At 59.4% G+C, this 20,663-nt stretch carries 19 protein-coding genes; 7 read left to right on the forward strand and 12 right to left on the reverse strand.

Features of this window, described 5'->3' with window-relative positions:
• Nucleotides 1–17 precede the first annotated feature (17 nt).
• From LDZ28_RS08505 to LDZ28_RS08530, 6 genes are all read left to right on the forward strand, one after another.
• Entirely contained in the window at nt 18–317 is a 300-nt protein-coding gene (locus LDZ28_RS08505) for a malonate decarboxylase subunit delta (RefSeq protein WP_244828068.1), read from the forward strand.
• Complete coding sequence (locus LDZ28_RS08510; RefSeq protein ID WP_244825520.1) at nt 314–1,159, forward strand: biotin-independent malonate decarboxylase subunit beta; 846 nt, start codon at nt 314–316, stop codon at nt 1,157–1,159. The genes LDZ28_RS08505 and LDZ28_RS08510 overlap by 4 nt, the downstream gene beginning before the upstream one ends.
• Nucleotides 1,156–1,977, forward strand: coding sequence for a biotin-independent malonate decarboxylase subunit gamma (mdcE, locus tag LDZ28_RS08515; RefSeq protein WP_244825522.1), 822 nt, complete (start codon nt 1,156–1,158; stop codon nt 1,975–1,977). The genes LDZ28_RS08510 and mdcE overlap by 4 nt, the downstream gene beginning before the upstream one ends.
• A 200-nt stretch (nt 1,978–2,177) precedes the next feature.
• Nucleotides 2,178–2,855: a malonate decarboxylase holo-ACP synthase gene (locus tag LDZ28_RS08520; protein ID WP_244825523.1), complete on the forward strand. Its 678-nt coding sequence runs from the start codon at nt 2,178–2,180 to the stop codon at nt 2,853–2,855.
• A complete protein-coding gene (gene mdcH / locus LDZ28_RS08525; protein ID WP_244825524.1) occupies nt 2,852–3,787 on the forward strand; it encodes a malonate decarboxylase subunit epsilon in 936 nt (311 codons plus the stop codon). Before LDZ28_RS08520 ends, mdcH begins: the two co-directional genes overlap by 4 nt.
• Nucleotides 3,788–3,947: 160 nt before the next feature.
• Nucleotides 3,948–4,706: a M48 family metallopeptidase gene (locus LDZ28_RS08530; protein ID WP_244825525.1), complete on the forward strand. Its 759-nt coding sequence runs from the start codon at nt 3,948–3,950 to the stop codon at nt 4,704–4,706.
• 63 nt (nt 4,707–4,769) lie between these two features.
• Here LDZ28_RS08530 and LDZ28_RS08535 read toward each other — a convergent pair whose 3' ends face one another.
• Nucleotides 4,770–5,270, reverse strand: coding sequence for a porin family protein (locus LDZ28_RS08535; protein WP_244825526.1), 501 nt, complete (start codon nt 5,268–5,270; stop codon nt 4,770–4,772).
• A gap of 1,005 nt (nt 5,271–6,275) precedes the next feature.
• On the opposite strand from LDZ28_RS08535, the gene LDZ28_RS08540 reads away from it, so the two are divergent.
• Nucleotides 6,276–7,478, forward strand: coding sequence for a glycosyltransferase family 4 protein (locus LDZ28_RS08540; RefSeq protein ID WP_244825527.1), 1,203 nt, complete (start codon nt 6,276–6,278; stop codon nt 7,476–7,478).
• Between the two features lie 6 nt (nt 7,479–7,484).
• On the opposite strand, the gene LDZ28_RS08545 is transcribed toward LDZ28_RS08540, so the two are convergent.
• From LDZ28_RS08545 to LDZ28_RS08595, 11 genes are all read right to left on the reverse strand, one after another.
• A complete protein-coding gene (locus tag LDZ28_RS08545) occupies nt 7,485–8,558 on the reverse strand; it encodes an EpsG family protein (RefSeq protein ID WP_244825528.1) in 1,074 nt (357 codons plus the stop codon).
• Between the two features lie 78 nt (nt 8,559–8,636).
• Entirely contained in the window at nt 8,637–9,326 is a 690-nt protein-coding gene (locus LDZ28_RS08550) for a right-handed parallel beta-helix repeat-containing protein (protein ID WP_244825529.1), read from the reverse strand.
• 338 nt (nt 9,327–9,664) lie between these two features.
• Nucleotides 9,665–10,804, reverse strand: a complete 1,140-nt coding sequence (locus LDZ28_RS08555; protein WP_244825530.1) for a glycosyltransferase family 4 protein — start codon at nt 10,802–10,804, stop codon at nt 9,665–9,667.
• A gap of 3 nt (nt 10,805–10,807) precedes the next feature.
• Nucleotides 10,808–11,707 (reverse strand): glycosyltransferase family A protein, encoded by a 900-nt coding sequence (locus LDZ28_RS08560; protein ID WP_244825531.1) that lies wholly within the window; start codon nt 11,705–11,707, stop codon nt 10,808–10,810.
• An 81-nt stretch (nt 11,708–11,788) separates the two neighbouring features.
• Entirely contained in the window at nt 11,789–13,159 is a 1,371-nt protein-coding gene (gene murJ, locus LDZ28_RS08565; protein ID WP_244825532.1) for a murein biosynthesis integral membrane protein MurJ, read from the reverse strand.
• Nucleotides 13,156–14,331, reverse strand: coding sequence for a glycosyltransferase (locus LDZ28_RS08570; protein WP_244825533.1), 1,176 nt, complete (start codon nt 14,329–14,331; stop codon nt 13,156–13,158). Before LDZ28_RS08570 ends, murJ begins: the two co-directional genes overlap by 4 nt.
• A complete protein-coding gene (locus tag LDZ28_RS08575; RefSeq protein ID WP_244825535.1) occupies nt 14,328–15,404 on the reverse strand; it encodes an SDR family oxidoreductase in 1,077 nt (358 codons plus the stop codon). Before LDZ28_RS08575 ends, LDZ28_RS08570 begins: the two co-directional genes overlap by 4 nt.
• Before the next feature lie 11 nt (nt 15,405–15,415).
• On the reverse strand, nt 15,416–16,684 hold the full coding sequence (gene tviB, locus LDZ28_RS08580) for a Vi polysaccharide biosynthesis UDP-N-acetylglucosamine C-6 dehydrogenase TviB (RefSeq protein ID WP_244825536.1): 1,269 nt from the start codon (nt 16,682–16,684) through the stop codon (nt 15,416–15,418).
• A 90-nt stretch (nt 16,685–16,774) separates the two neighbouring features.
• Nucleotides 16,775–19,012 carry a polysaccharide biosynthesis tyrosine autokinase gene (locus tag LDZ28_RS08585; protein ID WP_244825538.1) on the reverse strand — a complete coding sequence of 746 codons (2,238 nt, stop codon included), beginning with the start codon at nt 19,010–19,012 and terminating at the stop codon, nt 16,775–16,777.
• Nucleotides 19,009–19,455 (reverse strand): low molecular weight protein-tyrosine-phosphatase, encoded by a 447-nt coding sequence (locus tag LDZ28_RS08590; RefSeq protein ID WP_244825540.1) that lies wholly within the window; start codon nt 19,453–19,455, stop codon nt 19,009–19,011. Before LDZ28_RS08590 ends, LDZ28_RS08585 begins: the two co-directional genes overlap by 4 nt.
• 49 nt (nt 19,456–19,504) lie before the next feature.
• Nucleotides 19,505–20,611, reverse strand: a complete 1,107-nt coding sequence (locus LDZ28_RS08595) for a polysaccharide biosynthesis/export family protein (protein ID WP_244825542.1) — start codon at nt 20,609–20,611, stop codon at nt 19,505–19,507.
• Nucleotides 20,612–20,663: the final 52 nt, after the last annotated feature.

Raw genomic sequence — 20,663 nt, forward strand, 5'->3', positions numbered from 1 at the left:
ATCGAAGAGGAACGATGATGGAAAACATCCGATACGAATACCCCGCCACCCGCCCCGTGCCGCGTCGCGCACACGTCGGCGTGGTCGGCTCGGGCGATCTCGAAGTGCTGCTCTCGCCATCGGCGACAGCGAATGCGGAAGTGGTGATCCGCACGAGCGTCGACGGCTACGAGCATGTCTGGAAGAGTGTGCTCGACCGTTTTTTTCAGCGATACGACGGCGCCGCGAAACTCGAACTCAACGACTTCGGCGCGACGCCCGGCGTGGTCATGCTGCGCCTGAATGAAGCCGTCGAAGCCAGCGAGGGCACGCCATGAACGCTCACGACACCTTTCTCGCGCGTCACAGCTTCATCGAGATGACCGCGCGCGAACGCGCCCGCGCCCTGCTCGATGCCGGCACCTTTCGCGAACTGCTCGGCCCCTTCGACCGGCTCGAATCGCCGTGGCTTGCCATGCAGAACGTCGTCTGCCAGTCCGACGACGGCGCGGTGATCGCGCGCGGCATGCTCGATGGCGAACCCGCCGTGATCGCGGCGATCGAACCCGCGTTTCAGGGCGGCAGCATCGGCGAAGTCTCGGGCGCGAAGATCGCGGCCGCGCTCGAAATGGCGCTCGGCGAATTCGAAGCGGGCCGCGCGATCCGTCCCGTCGTACTGTTCGAAACGGGCGGCGTGCGTCTGCAGGAGGCGAACCTCGGGCTTGCGGCCATCGCCGAGATTCAGGCGGCGATCGTCGCGTTGCGGCGGCACGTGCCGGTGGTCGGCGTGATCGGCGGCATGGTCGGCTGCTTCGGCGGCATGTCGCTCGCGGCGGCGCTCTGCACCGAACTCGTGATGACGCGGCAGGCGCGCCTTGGCATGAACGGGCCGGAGGTGATCGAACAGGAAGCGGGCATCGACGAGCTCGATTCGAGCGACCGGCGCCTCATCTGGTCGATGATCGGCGGAGAAGAACGCGCGGCGGTCGGCCTCGTCGATGCGCTCGTCGAAGACGATACCGCGCAAGTACGCGACGCGGTGCTGGCGGCGTTCGCGCGCGGCGTGCCAACGCGACATCGCACCGAGGACGTGGACGGTTTCATCGAGCGTCTGGCGCGCGTGAACCCGGACGCCATCGATCCCGAAACGCTGCGCACGCTCTGGGGAACATCACGATGAACACGACGACTCTCTCGCGCGGCGAACGCTGGATCGACGCGCTGACTTCGCCTGCGTCCGGCGCGCAAGCCGGTCCGATTCGCGCGCGTGGCGGGCTTTTGAACGGCGAGCACGCGCATTTTCTCGCCGTCGTTCCCGATCCCGACAACCGCTTTCCACGCGCTCGCGACAACGTCGTCGGCCTCGAACAGGGATGGCTGCTGGCGCGCGCGGTGCGCGAGGTTATCGACGCGGATCGCGAGCGTGACGTGAAGCGTCCGATCGTCGCCGTCGTCGATGTCAAAAGTCAGGCTTACGGCCGGCGCGAGGAACTGCTCGGCGTGCATCTTGCCTGCGCCGCTGCCGTCGATGCTTATGCGAGCGCGCGTCTTGCGGGTCATCCGGTGATTGCGTTGATCGTCGGGCCGGCCATGTCGGGCGCGTATTTGGCGCACGGTTATCAGGCGAACCGGATCGTCGCGCTCGATTCACCCGGCACCGCCGTGCATGCAATGGGTCGCGAAGCAGCCGCGCGCGTCACGCGGCGCAGCGTGGAAAGTCTGGATGCGCTCGGCGACACCGTCTTGCCGATGTCGTACAAGATGAGCGCTTATGCAAAGCTCGGATTGCTGCATGAACTGATCGAAGGCGTCGATGCGGATGCGCCCTCGGCGGCCGAGATCGAGCGCGTGAAGGCATCGCTTGCGGCGGCCGTGAACGATGCGCGCGGTGCTTTGCGTGATCTGTCGAGCCGGCTTGGTTCTGCCGATGCGAAGCGCACGCGGGCTGCGTCGGTGGAGGTGCGCAAGCAGATGCGTGAGCAGTGGGATGAAGCTTGAGTCAGGGCGGTGCTCCATGCGGCTTGGCGCATCGAGAATGCCTTGTCACGCACCGATGAAGCAGTTGTCACCGACGATAAGCTCCGCTTCGACGCAACATGCAAGAGGCCTTTGTGCGGCCCGTTTGCCGCGCATCGTTCGACACGGTTGCGCGATTCGTGACTGCGCGTGCCCAGCGAGCGTCACCGACGAGAACACTGATGAACGCAAGGCAGTATGAGATACGGCCACATGACCTGCTGAAGATCGACACGCTGTCGTCATCGGCCGGAGGCGGCGCGGACGTCGCGGTCTCGCTTCTCTTCGCGCCCAACGTGCCGTCCTGGGTCGCCACCTCGCTCGCGCACTCACCCTTCGTCGTCGTCCGCCGTGCGCCGCGCCTGGGCGACGCAATTCCCATCGGCGTACGCGGTTCGACGCGCGGCGAGCGCTTCGGCGCGTGGATCGATCCACGATCGATCGCGTCTGTCTTGTCTCCCGAAGCCTTGCTCGAACGCACGCCTGATTCGGACCGCGCAAACTTGCCCGCGTTCGCGCTTCTGCGAGCAATCACGTCTTCGATCCAGGCAACGGGACTCGCCTGGGGCCCCGCCGGCAGCACAGGCTTCGAACTCGCGAGCGGGACACCCACGGTCACACCCGAAAGCGATCTCGACATCGTGATTCGCGCGCCCTCGCCGCTTTCGCGCGATGCAGCCGCCGCGCTTCTCGACACACTGTCGCGAACCGTGCGGGAGATCGGCACGCGCATCGACGTTCAGATCGAAACGCCGGAAGCCGCCTTCTCGCTCGCGGAATTCGCGCGCGCGAATCTACGCGTGATGCTGCGTCACGCCGACGGGCCGCGACTCGTCGCCGATCCGTGGGCAGCCGCATGATCGCGTATCTCTTTCCGGGACAGGGTGCGCAGACGCCAGGCTTGTTGCATCGGCTGGGCGGCGAGCGGCCGCATCCGGTCATCGGACAGACGCTCGCCGAAGCATCCGACATCCTCGGCGAAAACATCCTGCAACTCGATGACGCCACCGCGCTTGAGTCGACCGTCGCGGTGCAAGTCACGTTGCTGGCGGCAGCCGTGGCGGCGGCGCGCGCGCTCGCGGCCGAAGGTATCGAGCCGGAAGCCGTCGCGGGTTTGTCGGTCGGCGCGTATGGCGCGGCGGTGACGAGCGGCGCCGTTGCGTTCGACGATGCCCTGCGCCTCGTTCGCCTGCGCGCGACGCTCATGCAGAACGCGTATCCGCACGGCTACGGCATGCTGGCGGTGCTCGGGCTGAACGAACGAGAGATTGCACGCGTGATCGCCGACGGTCACGCCGATGCCTATATCGGCAATCTGAACGCGCCGCGTCAAATCGTCGTATCCGGCAGCGATGATGCGCTCGAAGCCGTGAGCCGCCTCGCGCTCGAACGCGGCGCGCGCAAGGCCGAACGGTTAGCGGTGAGCGTGCCTTCGCATTGCGTGCTGCTCGAAGACGCGGCCACGCAATTGATCGAAGCTGCCGCGAAAGTCCGCTTCGATGCGCCACGCGTTCCATATGTCGGCAATCGCGGCGCACGCGTGCTGCGTCGCGCCGATGCCGTGCGCGATGACCTCGCGACCAACTTGCGCTATCCGGTGCGCTGGCACGAATCGACCATCGCGCTGTTCGAACTCGGCGCAAATGTCTTCGTCGAAATGCCGCCCGGCCACACGCTGACGCAACTCGCAAGCGACGCCCTGCCCGATGCGCAGGCGCTATCCATGGACGCCGCGTCCACTCATCCGACCGCCGCTCGCGTACGCGCGGCAAACCAGCGCGCCGCAGATTGATCCGCTTTTTCCGCACTTTTCCGACAGCGAATTGTCAACGCCCGTAAGCAAAATCAGAATGTTCCGCTAGCTTTTTGTTCGACGGACATCGACGATGCCGCTCCGTGCGCGAAGCATCGCGTCACGGACGCCCCAAAAACAATTCTAGGAAGACCGAAACATGAAATTCATCCGCTTGGCGCTCGCGGCGCCCGCTCTGTGCGCGCTCATCTCCTGCAGCAGCATGAACGCGCTCAATCCCGACACGTTGTTGCAGTCTGGCCAACTCGCATCGCAAGCCTTCACGCTGAGTGACGCCGATGTGCGCACGCTCTCCGACAAATCGTGCGCGGACCTGGACAAGGAAAACAAGATTGCGCCGGCGTCGAGTCAATACACGCAGCGTCTAAACCGCATCTCGAAGCAACTGGGCGACAACATCAATGGCGTGCCGGTCAACTACAAGGTCTACGTCACGAAGGATGTCAACGCCTGGGCGATGGCCAACGGTTGCGTGCGCGTCTACAGCGGCCTCATGGACGCAATGAACGACGACGAAGTGCGCGGCGTGGTGGGCCATGAAATGGGTCACGTGGCGCTCGGCCACACCAAGAAGGCGATGCAGCTTGCTTATGCGACCTCGGCCGTGCGCTCGGCGGCGGCATCGACGGGCGGCGCGGTGGCGAATCTGTCGGCATCGCAATTGGGCGACTTGTCCGAGAAGTTCGTCCAGGCGCAATTCTCGCAATCGCAAGAAAGCGCCGCCGACGATTACTCGTTCGACATGCAGAAAAAGAAGGGATACAGCCCGGCCGGCCTTGTGACGGCGTTCCAGAAGCTCGCGACGATCGACGGCGGCAAGTCGAGCATGATGGATTCGCACCCGTCGTCGCCTTCGCGCGCGAAGCACATTCAAGATCGGATTGCGTCGGGCAAGTAAGGACGGGGCAAAAAAAAAGCGCGAGCAGCGGTTGCTCGCGCTTTCGATTCCAATTCGTGACGATCAGAAGTAGTAATGCACGCCGACGGTCAGGCTGTCGTTACGACGATGGCCGCCGTCGCAGTGCGCCGTGTCGGCCGTGTATTCGCCAGCGACACTCCATTGCTTCGCGAACTTATACTCGACGCCCGCGCCATAGTGCAAACGCGTGTCCGGCCAGGTGCCAGTGAAGCCCACGCGCGCGTAGGGCATGATGTTGCCGTCGATAGGCATGCCGACTTTTACGTCGATGCCGCCGTCCTTCTTGGTCGTGGAACCAGCGTGAAGATCAGCGAATCCTTCGACGCCGACCACGAACTGGTTGACATCGACGTTATAGCCTGCCGTCAGGCCCGGAAAGAACGTCGTGTGCGTCGATTCCTCGAAATCGTGTCCGGTTGCATCGGAGAAATTCAAGCCGAGCTTCGCGCCGACGAACGGGCCGGAGAATTCGCTAGCGTGCGCGCTAGCCATATAGAGAAGCGAGACGAAAATCGGCGCCGCTACCTTTTTGATACTTACCATGAGTGAGCCAACCGTGAGAAAGGCGTCGCCAGAACACGCAAATTGAATTCAGGCAAGAAAATAATCGAGACAGCGAAGGCTGTGCAATTGACTGCTTCCAAACAATCAACGCGGAAGATTAGTTTCCGACTGTTAACTCGGATAGCGGACTTGTCTTAAAGGTTGGGCTCGGCGGCGTAGGGTGTGACATGCGTCATGTGTTGCCTGGCCGATGACGCCGATGAGACCGGCAAGCCTCATGGGAAAGTGGCGGCGATTGGTGGTAGTACCGGTGGGTTAGTGAACTTGCCGCCTACTTCCCGCGCAGAATGTCCCAAATTGCGATACTTCCCAAAAGCAAAACGACGATCAGCGCCGCCGTTCCAAGCACGTTAAAAATCACATTCACGGTCAACTTCGTCGCCTCCAGACACTGGTTGTCTTTTTGAATGGTTCGAGTAAGTATTCGCTATTTTTGCACGCCAGCCGTTTGAACGATCGAAGATGGGAACTGACTCTCATACATGATCGTGCGTCGCTCGTTCTTTATTGCGTGTGGAAGACCTCGTCCGGGCAGAGAGTTTCTCCTGAACCATCCTGATACTGCAATCTGCCATTCGGTCGGTGTGTGACGCGTGGCACGTCCGAGACATGGCTGGCGTGCTCCGCAAAGTTTCTAAGCTTGGACCCTGAGCACGCCATCTCCACAAAGTTGCATTCCAAAAGACATCGATAGACTCGCTCCGATGATAAGATCGTTAGTCTTCTTTAGCTTTCGAACGCGTCGTTTTCGTCAGAGCCGATTTTCTTCAAGTTGGCTCGCTCGTGTCGTTCATCGTGCGAAACCATCCGCCATTACGCGAACGCGATCACATAGCCCACAACCGTGACTTCAGACTGCATACCCATGCGATCGTCTTGAGGTCCCGTGGTCAAACTCGCAGCGTGCTTGAAGACTCGTAACTTCTCTCATCGTCAACAGTGCGACATCCCCTCGTTAGCTCATCCAATTGGAGCATTACTTAAATGAAAATCACGCTATTGGTGAGTTCCATGGGAAGCGGCGGCGCGGAAAGGGTCGCGGCTACGCTCGTGAATGCCTGGAGTGAGCGCGGTGACGATGTCACGCTAGTCGCTACATATAGCGGTAAGGGTGATTGCTTTTACAAGATTTCCGAGAACGTTCGCTTCATCTATCTGACTGACCGTGCAGGGAGTCAAGGCGGCAAGTTATCAAGCTTCGTTCAGCGGCAGCGGGCTTTGCGCTCGCTCATCCGGGAGAACCGTCCCGACGTTGTGATTTCTTTTTTAACCAATGTCAACGTAGCCGCAATTCTTGCAACATTAGGCTTGGGCATTCCGGTTATCGCTTGCGAACATAACGATCCATCTCGCGACGGACGATCCGCGTTATGGAAACTGCTTACTCGTCTGACTTACCCGCATGCCAGCGCGATAACGGTGCTCACCGAAAATGTCGTCGCGCCGTTCAAGACAATGGTGCCCGGCATGCGACATATTGCTGTCGTTCCAAATCCGCTGCCTGACGAATTATTCCAGCAGTCGGCGCCGTCTATCGAAACCGGCGCGCGCATGCGCCTCGTTTCGCTCGGACGATTGCATCCGCAAAAGAACTATCGCCTTTTGATCGACGCATTCTCGTCCATTGCGAATGCATGCCCGAAATGGGATCTGTGGATCTGGGGTGAAGGTGCCGAACGCGCATCGCTCGAAGCGGAGATCGAAAGGCGAGGTATGACCCAGCGCATCTTTCTTCCGGGTGTCACCGAAAATCCATGGACGGAGATTCTGCGCTCGCAGGCATTCGTCATGTCATCCCGCTTCGAAGGATTCGGCCTCGCCCTCGCCGAGAGTATGGCTTTAGGCGTTCCCGCCATAGCTGTCGATTGTCTCAGTGGTCCGCGCTACATCACGCGCGACGGGCAGGACGCGCTGCTTGTGCCAGTCGCCAATCCGCAAGCGTTAGCCGCTGCAATTCAAAGGATGCTCACCGATGACACGCTGCGTGCCGAACTGAGTCGCAAAGGCGCAAAGTCCGTTCGCGAGCGATATTCAACGAATACGATTCTTCGCGTGTGGGACGAGTTGTTCACGCGCGTTGGCGTGGACAACGACGATGCCGCGGCGCGCCGACCCATCCATGAAAACGACATGACAGATTACGACTCACACGAATCGCAAGGCGCCTACGACTCGACGCGCCGTTGATATCGCCTAATGAAGAAAATAGCTGTAGACATCAGCCTGATAATTCTTGAGGGCATCTGCCGACAGGGCTAGAAGAATCAGCGCAGTCCACCATATCACGAACGCGTTCCTGAATCGAATTTGCGAAATCACGTACGGCAGCAGTAACGCTATGCAATACCACACGCGTCCCTTCCCAAACGGAAACAGCACATACGCAAAGACCAAATAAGCCATGAGCGCAACGTGCATCGTGCATAGCTCCGTCCATACCTTGTCCTTCGCTGTGCCCTTCTCTTTCCATTGCGTATAAAGCACGATGACAGAAGCCGTTGCATAGACGATCAACAGGATGAGCAGCCGGATAGTGAAATCGTCCTGGTAGTCCGCATATTCCTCGACTCGCCTGCCGCCGAAATTATTGAAAAGATAGCCCGCCGCGGCGGCGAGTACGAACGCCGTCAAACTCGAAACGATCAACGCTCGCCATTTTCGATCTCCGCACGCTCGAATGGAGAGCAATAGCAACGCGGGTATCGCGAAGGTCGTATGAACGAAGCTCGCGAGCACCCATCCGAGGACGGGCCGCTGATAGCGCAGCGTGATAAGCATCGCTATGCCGAATGCCAAACCTTGACGGATTTGAAACAGTCCGACCGTAGCCAAGGCTACCGGAACGACCGCCCAAAGAAGCAGCCCTAGTAGCGGTCGCCGGACTTCTAAAAGCGCCGCAATGACAAGTGCGTTCGCCAATACGACGGTCACTCTTACACCAATATCGGGTGTTACGCCGAACGCATTCAATACGATCAACCAGGTACGCCAGCCGAATTCCTCCGTCACCGTGCTGATGACAAAACTGAGCGTTGAAGTGCGTGTCTGATAAAGATTGACGAACCAGTCCCACGTTGTCTGGCTGAAGTACTCCAGGTAATTGTCCTGATCGAGCAGCATCGTACGATCACCTACCGCAACCACCACCAGCAACAGAATCGCTATCAGGATGAATAGCCAGCCGCCAGGAGTAGTCAAGTAGGCTCGCGCCTGAGTTTTGCGACGGGGAACTGGTGGACTCGGCGCTTGAGTCATTCTGACTTTCATCGAAATTCTTTTAGGTCGGATAATGCGCTCGGCGCCGGCTTGCTGCCTTGCGAGGTTGTCGTCGGCGAAGTGCGCCGGTTATCGAATAGTCTTCAAGTTTGTTACTACGATCTGCGGTCCGCGCTTGTCGTAATCGTGGCTTTCGACGGAAAGAAGCTTCGGCTTGATCCAGGTCGCCGATCGATTGACGATTCGTCCTTTCACAATTGAACCTTTGGTATCGAGACCTGAAACGCTAAAGGCGGCGATCTTCGCGGATTCATCGCGCTGACCGCTGATATCGATCTGCACGTCCTTGGGATCGACACCGGCAATCTTCAAGAGATAGACGAGGATGCCGATCTTGCAGTTTCGCGTGACAGGATTGACGATCCTGATGTTCTCCAGCACGTCACGATTCGAATTGGGCTCGATATCCAGACCCGCCGACGGCGCCGTTCCACCGATGTTCTCCCACAGACCGCCTTCAATGAAAACGTTCCTTCCGCTAATGATGGATATTCCCTGTCGACGACAGTTCTTCGCGTGATGGTCGATCACGTGAATATCCTGAGGCGGCATGCTGGTCGGCTGATAACTGTTCGCCAGGTAGATACCGTCGCCCCAGCAACCCACCGTGGTTGCCGATTTGATCGTAATTTTTGAACTACCTGCTATCGAAATGCCCATGCCGTAGCCTTCCGAATGCGTTTTGGGCTGCGCCGAGTTCAACTCACGACTGCCGTCCAGCGTCGCGTTCTCCAGCACAACGTCGCTCACGTCCCACATGCGCAACATTTGATACGAAGGCGTGTCATGCGCAAGCAACTTGATCGAGGCGCCCGGTTCGAAGCGAACGCGCGAGCCGCTTCGCAGACTCAGTCCTTGCGTGTCGATGCGGCACTGTCCGCCAATGAGTAACGTCTTGCCAACTGAGCGATCGATCGCATCCTGAAGACGCGACGTGTCATTGCTCACGCCATCGCTGACGACGCCGAAGACACTCGCATGCACGACGTCGTCGTCATTCGATATCTTAGCCGCTGCCGACCGACACGCAAGCCCATGCGCCAGAGGCATCGACGCTATTACCTTGAGCGCAACTCTTCTGCTTATCATGATCGTTCTCAAGCGTTCTGCGTTGTTCCATACACCGCAACGGTCCGCTCGATCACGATCCTTTCGTCGAACTCTGCGAGCGCGCGAACGCGCGCATTGGCACCGATCGTTTCGCGCAACACCGGGTCGTCATGCAGACGCGCGATTGCATCTGTCAGCGCGACGCTGTCCTTCACCGGAACGCGCAAGCCATCGACGCCATCTTGACTCACGACCTCGCGACAACCCGGCGCGTCCGTCGTCACCAGCGCGATGCCGCATGCTGCGGCTTCGATCATCGCCTTTGGCAATCCTTCTCTATAACTGGGCAACACCATGATGTCGATGTCGCGTAGCAACGCCGGCATGTCACCGACATGACCGAGCCAAGTCAGCGTGCCCTCCTCGACCCAGGCCTCAACCGTTTTTGTCGGGACCGAAGCAGGATTGCCCTCGTCGGGATCGCCGGCAAGCAGGAATTCGAACGAGCGCTGGCTGTTTCGCAGCGCGCGAGCTGCTTCCACGTATTCCGCGATGCCCTTGTCCCAAAGCAGGCGCGCAGCCAGCAAAACGCGAATCGGTCGTGGCGTGCCGCTCGTGTCCTTCGCGCGTTGGGCGAACTTCTGTACGTTCACGCCCGATCCGGGAATGAGGTGGATGCAAGACTTGTCGACGATACCGGCGTTGATGAACATCGCGACATCGTCCGGGTTCTGGAGAATCAGCGATGCGCCGCGGCCATTCAACGTCGCGCGCATCAATATTTTGACCAGCGGCCGTAAGACGCGCGCCTTCAACGAATCGTTCGTAAACACGAAGCCGAGACCCGCCACAGCGTTGACGCGCTGCCTGACGCGCGCGAGACGCGCCGCAAGCGAACCGTACACCGCGCATTTAATGGTGAACCCATGCACGACATCTGGCCGCTCTTTGCGGAACAGGCGGCAAAGGTGCAAGACCAGCAAGAGTTCCCGCAAGGGGTTCAGACTGCGTCGTTGCATCGGCACGGGAAGCCAGCGGAATCCGGCGTCCTCTAACCCCGCGACATAAGGCCCCGGCGGCGACATGAGCAACACCGACCAGCCATTGTCCCGAAGATACTTCGCGAGCGACAAACGAAAATTGAAAAGGTACCAATCCGTATTGGCAAAGAGAACGACTTTTTTCATGACCTACCGACCTAACTCACGTCGAAACTTGAACCGCCAGTACAAATAAAGCGCTGATCCGAATGGCAGATTCAACAGCACCTGCAAGCGATGCCCGGACGCCATCGCGATCTGGTACACAGAACGTCGCGCCAAAAACTCGTAAGCAATGAGCCGCCACGTCATCACGATCCGCGTGCGCATGTTGACCGGCGGCGCGATTGCCCAGCGAATGCCGTGTGCGGACCCGACCGGGCACAGGACCGTCAGCGCCGCGCCGCCTCGCGTCAGACCATCGGACAGATACTCGCAAACATAGAAGCCGATGTTCACGTGCAGCATCCGATACCGCCGCCCGATCATTCCCCATACGGCGGACTCCATCATGAAGCGCTCGCCTTCGACTTCCGGAAAAGGAAACTGCTTCAAGACGTCTGCGCGCCAGACTTCCGCCTTGTCGCCACGCACGCCGCGATTGATGCGCATATCGATGTATGTCGCCAACTCGCGGTCCGGTTCGAAACGGTCACCGATCACGCGTCCATCCGCGCGCAGTCTGAGAAAGCTCATGCCGCATACGTCGGGAATGGTTCGACACGAAGACCAGTTTTCGCGAATCGTCGCGATGGCATCGAGCGTGAGCGTGTCATCGCTATCGACCGTGATGATCAACTCGCCTTTCGCAAGTGCGAAGCCCCGATTCAGCGCGGTATGCTTCCCGCCGTTCGGTTTCTGAATGTAGCGCAGCGGCCAATCGACCTGGTCAGCCCAGCGCTCGCAAAGCGCGCGCGTGTTGTCGACGCTGCCATCATCGACGACTATCCATTCGAAATCTCTGTCGCTTTGTTTTTCGAGGCTGGCGAACAAGCTTGGCAACTGAGCCGCACGGTTATAGCTGGCGGTAATAACAGAGATGAACGTCATCGAGAAAACTTGACAATGCGTGGAATGCGGGTGAGGCGATTCCACGTCGGCGATCGCGTCAGATCAGGCATCGGCGAGAAATCAGGCTGCATGCTCTTGCTCCATGTCCTCTTCCTCGTTCTCGTGGATGGAGAAAAGGTAGAGAACGAACACGACGCCGGCCATGACAGCAGTGCCTACAGGAAGCGCCGCCAAACCGAGCATTGGTGTGAAGGCGAAGTTGGCCGCGACCTTGGCGACGAAGCCTGCGCATGTGATGAACGCGATCGACCGATAGCGCCCTTCGCTGGCTGCCATCTGCATCAACACTAATGTGGCAAATGCTGGCGCTAATTGCAGCGTGAACCAGCGAAGCAAGACCGCGACATGTTCAGTATCGACTGCCGTGAAAGCGCCTCGTTGAAACAGCACACGCACGATCAAAGGCGCGGCGAACGAAGCGACACATGCCGCCACGGCGCCGATTCCGAACATGACGTAGGCCCATTTGATCGCCATGGATCGAGCGCGCTCGCGTTCGCCATTACGGATTGTCTGCGTCAACACGGGCAACGTCGCCCTTCCGATTGCCGATGCACCGAGACCCATCAGCAACGCAATCAGCCGATTGGCATAACCGAGCGTGGCGACCGCTCCAGCGCCATCACGGGTCGCCATGTATTGATCGATAGGCACGATACAAGCAAGGATGGCCTGACTGACGAGCATGACGCCGATCGAATGCGCCATGGCCCGCCACTGCGGCGAACTGAATCCGAAGCGAATGGGAGCGCGGACCTTATCCGCACGCCTTGCGAACATCGACAACAAATAGACTTGCAGCGCAAGTCCGAGCGTAACGGCCATGTAAAGCGGCTTGATCGACGAACCGGTACTGAGGATCACCACGAAAAAGAGCACTGCAGCCGGCACGGCTTCGAGCAACGTGTTGATATGCCGCTCGCGTGCCTGCAAGCGCGCGGCATCGATACACATGAGCAAGGTGAGCGGCACGAGCGGCGACATGCCGACGATAAATTGCATCGCGAGCGATCTCGTATGCTCGGGCAGCGGTCCACCCACATAGGCGATCACCACGGGCGATGCGAAGACGAGCACGTTGGCGATGGCAAGACCGACCAGCCACGCCAAGCCACGCAATTCGCCGATGAAGTTGGCGAGCGTGTCCGTGTCGTCGTTGCGCATGCGCACGAGCACGGGAATCAGCACGGTACTGAGCACCGTGACGAGCATGGAAGGTATCCATGTGGCGAGCGTGAAGGACAACTGGTAGGCATCGACGATACCGCTCACGCCATAGCGATACGCGATCGCCATTTCCTTGAAGGCGCCGGCACTCTTGCCCATGAGCACGAAGAGTGATACCCATGCCGCGCCCTTCGCTATCCTGCGATGATCCGGATGCGCGTTCGCAAGCTTGGCCCGAAGCTTGGAGGCCAGTCCGAAGCTCATGTCCGCTTCTCTCTGCGATGCCGCGGAACGACCTTGCCCCCGCGCGCGGCGACTTCGCGCCAGGTCGACTCATACGCTTGCTGCATCCGCTCGAGACCGAAGTTACTCACGATGCGAGTGCGCGCGCGTTCCCTGCGCGCTTTACCTTCAGTCGTGCGGTTCATTGCAATTGCTGCACCAAGCGCCTTTGAAAGCGCGACTGAATGACCAGGCGGGACGACCCATCCTTCGCTACCGACTATCGTGGCAACGTCGCCTACATCGGTATTCACGCTCAACGTGCCGCAAGCCATCGCCTCGGCGACCACGTTCGGGAACGCTTCGCCAGCGCTCGGCAACACGTGGATATCGAGCGCGTTCATGACGCCTGGGATATCGTCCGACGGTCCGGCCAGAAGCACGCGTTCGCGCAAACCGACAGCATCGAGCGATGCGAGAAGATCGGCGTTCGCGGATGTCATGTCGGCGCCGACGAGCACCAGTTTGAAAGCGACGCCATTATCGGCGAGCATCGCCGCGGCGCGAAACAGGTTCGGATGGTCTTTCTGAGGATTCCAACGCGCGACGCATCCGATAAGCGGCGTATCGTCCGAGACTTGCCAGAGCTGTCGTTGCGCGGCCCTTGCATGAGGATCCGGCGAGAAGCGTTCGATGTCGTAGCCGTTCGGGATCCACGAGAACTTGCTGCCGTCATAGCCGATCTGTTGATGCGCGGCCTGGCCTCGTTTCGAGCAGCACACGATGCGGTCCGGCACGAAGCGCGAGAGCAATCCGCACATCTTCGCGATCCGGACCGTCATGCGTGTGTTTTTGTCGGAGTCGAGATTCGCGTGATGAACTGCCCAGCAAATCGGCTTGAAGCGCGTCAGATAGGCAAGCACGCCGCCGATGAGATCGGCGTGATACATCCAGGTCTGCACGACGTCCGGGCCGAACGCGCGCATGACCGACCAGAGACGAAGCAACGCGCGCGGCGTGATTCGGCCTTTCGAACAATTCAGCGCTTCGACTTCGATGCCTTGTTCGAGCAACTTCGCCGTGTAGTACCCTTCTCCGCGCATACAGACCACGCGATGCTCGATACCGCTCGTGCGCCCGTGCGACACAACCTGGAACAACACGGCCTCTGCGCCACCGCGATCGAGGCTGCTGATGATATGCAGAACCTTCATCGCGATGTATTACCGTTGCTCGCATCGGAAGATTGGACGTGGTCTCGCTGCGTCTTCGTCGACGCGATATACCACGGCACGGCGGTCCGAATGCCTTCGTCGAGCCGCACGCCGTCGGCATATCCAAGCATCGACTTCGCCTTCTCTATACTGGCCTGCGAATGACGTACGTCCCCTGCGCGAAACGCGCGGTATGTCGGCGGCCGATCGTATCGAATGCCGTGTTCTTCAAGCGTGTCACGCAGCAAGCCGAACAACTCGTTCAATGTCGTGCGATCGCCGAGTGCGACGTTGAAGACCTGTCCGCGCACATCATCGCTCGCCGTTGCTGCGAGCAGATTGACCTGTACCGCGTTATCGACGAAGCAGAAGTCGCGGCTCGTCTCGCCGTCGCCATTGATCTGCACGTCTTCGCCGCCCGTCATGGTGGCGATCCAGCGCGGAATGACCGCCGCATACGCGCCGTTCGGGTCCTGGCGTTTGCCAAAGACGTTGAAGTAGCGCAAGCCTGTCGCCTTGAAGCCGTAGCAACGCGCGAAGACTTCTGCATAGAGCTCATTCACATACTTCGTGACGGCGTAAGGCGAAAGCGGACGTCCAATATTCGCTTCCTCTTTGGGAAGCGCCGGATGATCGCCGTATGTCGAGCTGGACGCCGCGTAGGTGAAGCTGGATACGCCTGCATCGCGCGCGGCGACCAGCATGTTGAGGAAGCCACCGATGTTCACCTGATCGGTCGCGACCGGATCGTTCAGCGAACGCGGCACCGAACCCAAGGCGGCCTGATGCAGCACATGCTTTACGCCAGCGACAGCGGTCTCGCAATCTCGCGCATTGCGGATATCGCCTTCTATCAGCGTGAAGCGTGACCATTGCTCCGGCAACACCGAGGTCGCCACTTCATCGAGATTGCGCCGATGACCGGTCGCGAAGTTATCGAGCCCGACGACTTCCTGATTCAGCCTGAGCAGCGTCTCGACGAGATTCGAACCGATGAATCCCGCTGCGCCCGTGACCAGCCATCGCACTGTATTCGCTCGCAACGCTTCGCAGATAACCTGATAGCGATTCATCGTGAGTATCCTTACAGGCGCAGATCCGAACCATCGGCCGGCAAGACATATTTGAGGTCATAAAGAAGGTGCTCCTTCTTGCCGAAATCGCGCATGCCCTTTCCGAGCGTGACGAACTGCTCATGAGCAACCGCGATAACGATCGCGTCATAAGCACCCGCCTCAGGCGACTCGACGAGATCGATGCCGTATTCGTCCTTGACCTCGTGCACAAGCGCCCACGGATCGCAGACATCGACATGCGCCCGATACTCTGCAAGCTCGCTGACGATGTCGATGACACGCGTGTTGCGAATATCCGGGCAGTTTTCCTTGAACGTGAGACCGAGAATGAGCACGCGCGCATCGGCGATAGCAATGCGCTTCTGCGCCAGCGCCTTGACGAGTTGCGCGACGACATACTGCCCCATGTTGTCGTTGAGGCGACGACCCGCGAGGATGATCTCCGGGTGATATCCAATCTCTTCGGCCTTATGCGTCAGATAGTAAGGATCGACGCCGATGCAGTGACCACCGACCAAACCCGGCTTGAACGGCAGGAAGTTCCACTTTGTACCCGCCGCGCGCAGCACGGACTCGGTATCGATATTCATGCGATTGAAGATGATCGCGAGTTCGTTGATCAACGCGATATTCACGTCACGCTGCGTGTTCTCGATGACCTTCGCGGCTTCGGCCACGCGGATGCTCTCGGCCATGTGCGTTCCCGCCGTGATGATCTCGCGATAAACGGCATCGACCTTGCGCGCGGTTTGCGGCGTCGAACCGGACGTCACCTTGCGAATGTCCACTACGCGATGCGTCTTGTCGCCGGGATTGATGCGCTCGGGACTGTAGCCGACGAAGAAGTCGACGTTCATCTTGAGACCAGAGACGCGCTCGAGCACGGGCACGCAGACTTCTTCGGTGGCGCCCGGATAGACCGTCGATTCGAACACGACGATGTCGTTTTTCTTCAGCACCTTGCCGACGGTCTGGCTCGCCGAGATGAGCGCGCCGAGGTCGGGCCGGTTGTACGCGTCGATTGGCGTCGGCACCGTGACGATGAAGAAGTTGCACTTGGCAAGATCCGCCGCATCGGCGCTGAAACTAAGCTGACTTGCGCGGGCGAGTTCCTCGGTACTTACTTCGAGCGTCGAATCGATACCCTGCTTCAGCGCATCGATACGCGTCGTGTTGATATCGAAGCCAACTACGGGACGGCCGCGACCAAACTCGACGGCAAGAGGCAAACCTACATAGCCCAGACCGATGATTGCAATACGGAGATTTTCTAACATTTCGTTTAACCAACCTTCAGTGTTTCTCGATGCTTCGCTTGAAACATCGACGCCGAATTCGTCACGGCGTGCTTTTAGCGAGTGCTGCGATCAGGAGCGGTCCTGGTAGTAACCGTCTCCGGTATAGCGATAGCTTTGGTATCGGCCGCCGTAGCCATAGATCCTTCCGCGCGGCTTGATTGCGTTGAACAGCAAGCCGGTGACTTGCGTGCCGGTCTGCGTCAGACGCTTTATGGATTCGCTGACCTCTCCGCCGCGCGTCACGCCAGAGCGCGTGACGAGGAAGACGCTGCCCGCCGAGCCAACGATGGTTTCCGCGTCGGAAACGACGAGTACTGGCGGCGCGTCGACGATGACGACGTCATAGGCACGGGATGCCGCCGAGATGAAATCGCCCCAGTTTTTATGCGAGAGCACTTCCGCAGGGTTCTGCGGATAATTGCCCGACGAGACGAAATCGAGATTGGGAAGAACGTCCCGATGCACGACAGAATCGACCGACCTGGCTTCGGATATCGCGTCGGACAGCCCGGCATCGCGCCCCAGACCGAAGTACCGGTTGAGATAACCCTTGCGCATGTCCGCGTCGATGAGCAACACGCGGGCGCCGCTCGACGCCAGCACCGTCGCGAAGTTGACGGACACGAACGACTTGCCGATTCCCGGTGTCGGACCCGCGATCAACACGACGTTATTTTTTCCGCCCAATGCGACGAACTTGAACGCGGTCCGAAGACTGCGCAGGCTCTCCACGGCTGGATCGTTCGGATACAGATTCGCGAGCACCAGCGGGCGCGAACCGTCGCTTCGCAGGTTACGGATGAGTTCGGCCTGCTTGTCGCTAACGGGAATCGTGGCGTAGACGCTGAGACCGGTGTGCTCTTCCAGCGAGATCGGATCGGTGACGCCCGTGAACAAGCGGTCCTTCACGAGAGCGAGCAAGGTTCCGAGGAACAGACCGACGATCGCCGCTGCGGCCATGACGATCAGCTTGCGCGGCTTGACCGGGCGCTCGGGAATATCGGCGGTATCGACGATCCGCACATTGCCGATCTTGCCCGCCTTCACCAGACGCAACTGCTCGACGTTGCTGCGCATGGCGACATACAGGTCCGTCGAAACACGCACATCCCGCTGAAGCTTGAGCATGTCCTGCTCGGTCAGCGGCATCTGGCGAATCTGCGCGGCGATGCTATCGATCTGCTTCTGGTTCGTCGCAATTTGTTCGTCGATAGCGAGCAACGACGGATGCATCGGACCGAAACGCGTCGCCAAGTCCTGGCGCTTTTGCTTCATCGCGATGAGGCGTGTCTCCGCGTCGGCCGATTGCTGCAAGCTGACCTTGCCGGCCTCGGACAAGTCCACGATCGTGTGACTGTTTTGATACTCGCTCAACTTCGCTTCAGCGTCTTCGAGTTGCTGCTTCATGACGGGAAGCTGAGCGTCGAGGAACGAGATGGAATGTTCCGCCTGAGCCGCTTTGCGGTCGGCATTCTGCTTGACGTATTGGCGGCCGAGTTCATTCAGCGTGTCGCTCAGAAGCACGGGGTCCGTGCTTTCGAGCGTCGCGGAAATCACGCCCGAGTGCTTGCCCTGCTCGATGATCTGCAACGACTTGATGAGGTCATCGGTCGTGAGTTGGCTGGAACGAGATTTCAGGACGAAGCTGGCGCCCGGTCTTCCGGACAGCTTGGTGACCTTCAGGGTGAGCGCGCCGAAACTCGAGTTGAACTTCTCTTCGGTGCCGATAGAACCCGTCACTGGAGATTCCAGTCCGTAACCGCTCAGGCTGTACCGGTTGTCCTTCAGCACTGTCAGGTCGTAGCTGCGTCCCTGAAGCTTGCGGGGAACGTCGAACGCGGCAAGCTCGATCGATTCGCTGCCCCAATCGAAACCGCCCCAACCGAATACCCCAGGATTCGACAGTCCGTCGTTGTGAGATGCCATCCATTTACCGAACACGGGAAAATAGCTTGGTTTCGCTTCGACATTGAGTTTCAGCGCGTCGACCGTTCCGGACGCGACGAGCCGCGAACCGAGAATCTGGATTTCGCCATCCGCTGACGATTTGACATCGAACATGGCGGAAACATCGCTGAGCAGATTCTTGGCGCTGGCCGCATCGGAAGAATCTTCGACGGCTACCAGAATGCGCGAGCTATAAACCGGCGTCGCGAGAAACGCATACATTGCGCCGACGATCACGAACAGCGCAGCGACGATGGCAATCAGCTTTCTGTGATCCAACAGGGCGTCCAGCAACTCGACGATACTTAGTTGATCGCTGCTCTCGCCATGCAACATAACCGGTAGATTCTCTTGTTTCATAACTTCCAACGCGTTGATTCAATTCGCCCGACCCAGTCCGAAAGTCCTCTTTCGATCAAGTCAAAACAGTCTTCGAAAACATTCCGTTCTTTTCGGTATGGGTCCGGTACTTCAAAGTCACTGAATTGACCTAGCCTGAAGACGCGACCTTTTACAAACGGATATCGCTTTTCCAGATAGCGCTTTTGCTGTTCCTGCATTACGAGGATCAACTCGGCGCGCTTGCAGTCGAAGCCGCTCAACTGAGCGCCACGATGAGACGAGATGTCGATGCCGTGATCCTTCATCACGCCTTGTGCGTATGGATCGGCCGGCTGTCCGGCAAGCGCGCTGATTCCGGCGGACCAGACTTCCAGCGACGGCACTTTCGACTGCAACCAACCCGCTGCCATCGGACTGCGGCAGATATTTCCCTCGCACACGAGGAGAACGGAGTCGATCATCCCGAGACTCCTGTGCGATCGTTCATGCGAGTCGTGCGTGAGGACATGATCAATAGCCCGCGACCTGGCGCCCGATGTTCGCGCCTTGCGCGCTCGGCAAGAGCAGATTGACAATGCGGTTCCAGCGAGCAAGACCGGTGGCGTCCACATAAACGACATCCTTTGGCTGCAGCTCGAAGTGCTCCGCGAGCGCCAGTGCCACCGGCGACGTGCTGTCGAGATGAAAGACCTGCGGCGCGGCCGGGTCTTCGGTCGGACGTACGACATAAACTCCTGCCGCTTCGGCCGTCGAAGGATTCACGCCGGCAGCCGAGGCCAGTGCGTCATTCAAGGTGAGTCGACCGTCGTGCATCGGCAACGTCATCGGGCGCATTACTTCGCCGGTGACGAACACCTGGTTATAGGTCTGCGGCAAGACACGAACGACATCGCGGTCTTTGAGGAAGATCATCGATGCATCGAGTTTCTGTTCCGCGAGTTGCGGCAAGCTAATCTGGAAGGTCCGGCCGTTACGCAAGATCTGAATCCGGCTCGTGTCGCCCACGCCGGCGGTGACGCCATTGGCCTCGCTGAGCGCTTCCGACAGGGACATCGGGACATTCGTGATCGGCTTGATGCCAGGCTGATTGACTTGGCCCTCCACGAACACGCGCTGACTGCGATAGGCGATTACGCTTACCGTCAGTTGCGGATTTCTCAGATAAGGCGTGAGAAGGCGCTTCAACGTCGCTTGTAATTGAGCGACGGTTCCGCCAGAAGCCTTCACTTTTCCAACATATGGAAACTGAATGTCGCCGTTATCCCCGACGACGAAGCCGGGGACCGTCTGTGTGCTGAGACCCGGCCCATTGGGCAGCGTGCCGGCTGTATCGCCGATGCTGTAGGTCAGATTTGGAACGACCAGTTCGGGGTGATCCCATACGATGATGGAAAGCACATCGGCCGGCCCGATGACGTAATGACTGGGATAGCCGATGAGCTGGCGATAATCGCCTTGAGACGTGGCATCGCGCTCAGCCTTTTGCTGCCTGACCAGTTGCGGCGTGATGGTCGCGATGTCGGGTGTTGAGGCTGGGTCGGAAGAGTCGACTGGTGCTTTGGGATCGAGTCGCATGCCGGGGGCAAGCGCGCATGCGCCAAGCAGGGCGGGCAGCATTGCGATAGCGAGAGCCAACTTGAGACGGCCGGAAAATTTCAAATCAACCATT

Origin of the sequence: Caballeronia sp. TF1N1 (genome assembly GCF_022878925.1) — a bacterium.
Taxonomy (GTDB): domain Bacteria; phylum Pseudomonadota; class Gammaproteobacteria; order Burkholderiales; family Burkholderiaceae; genus Caballeronia.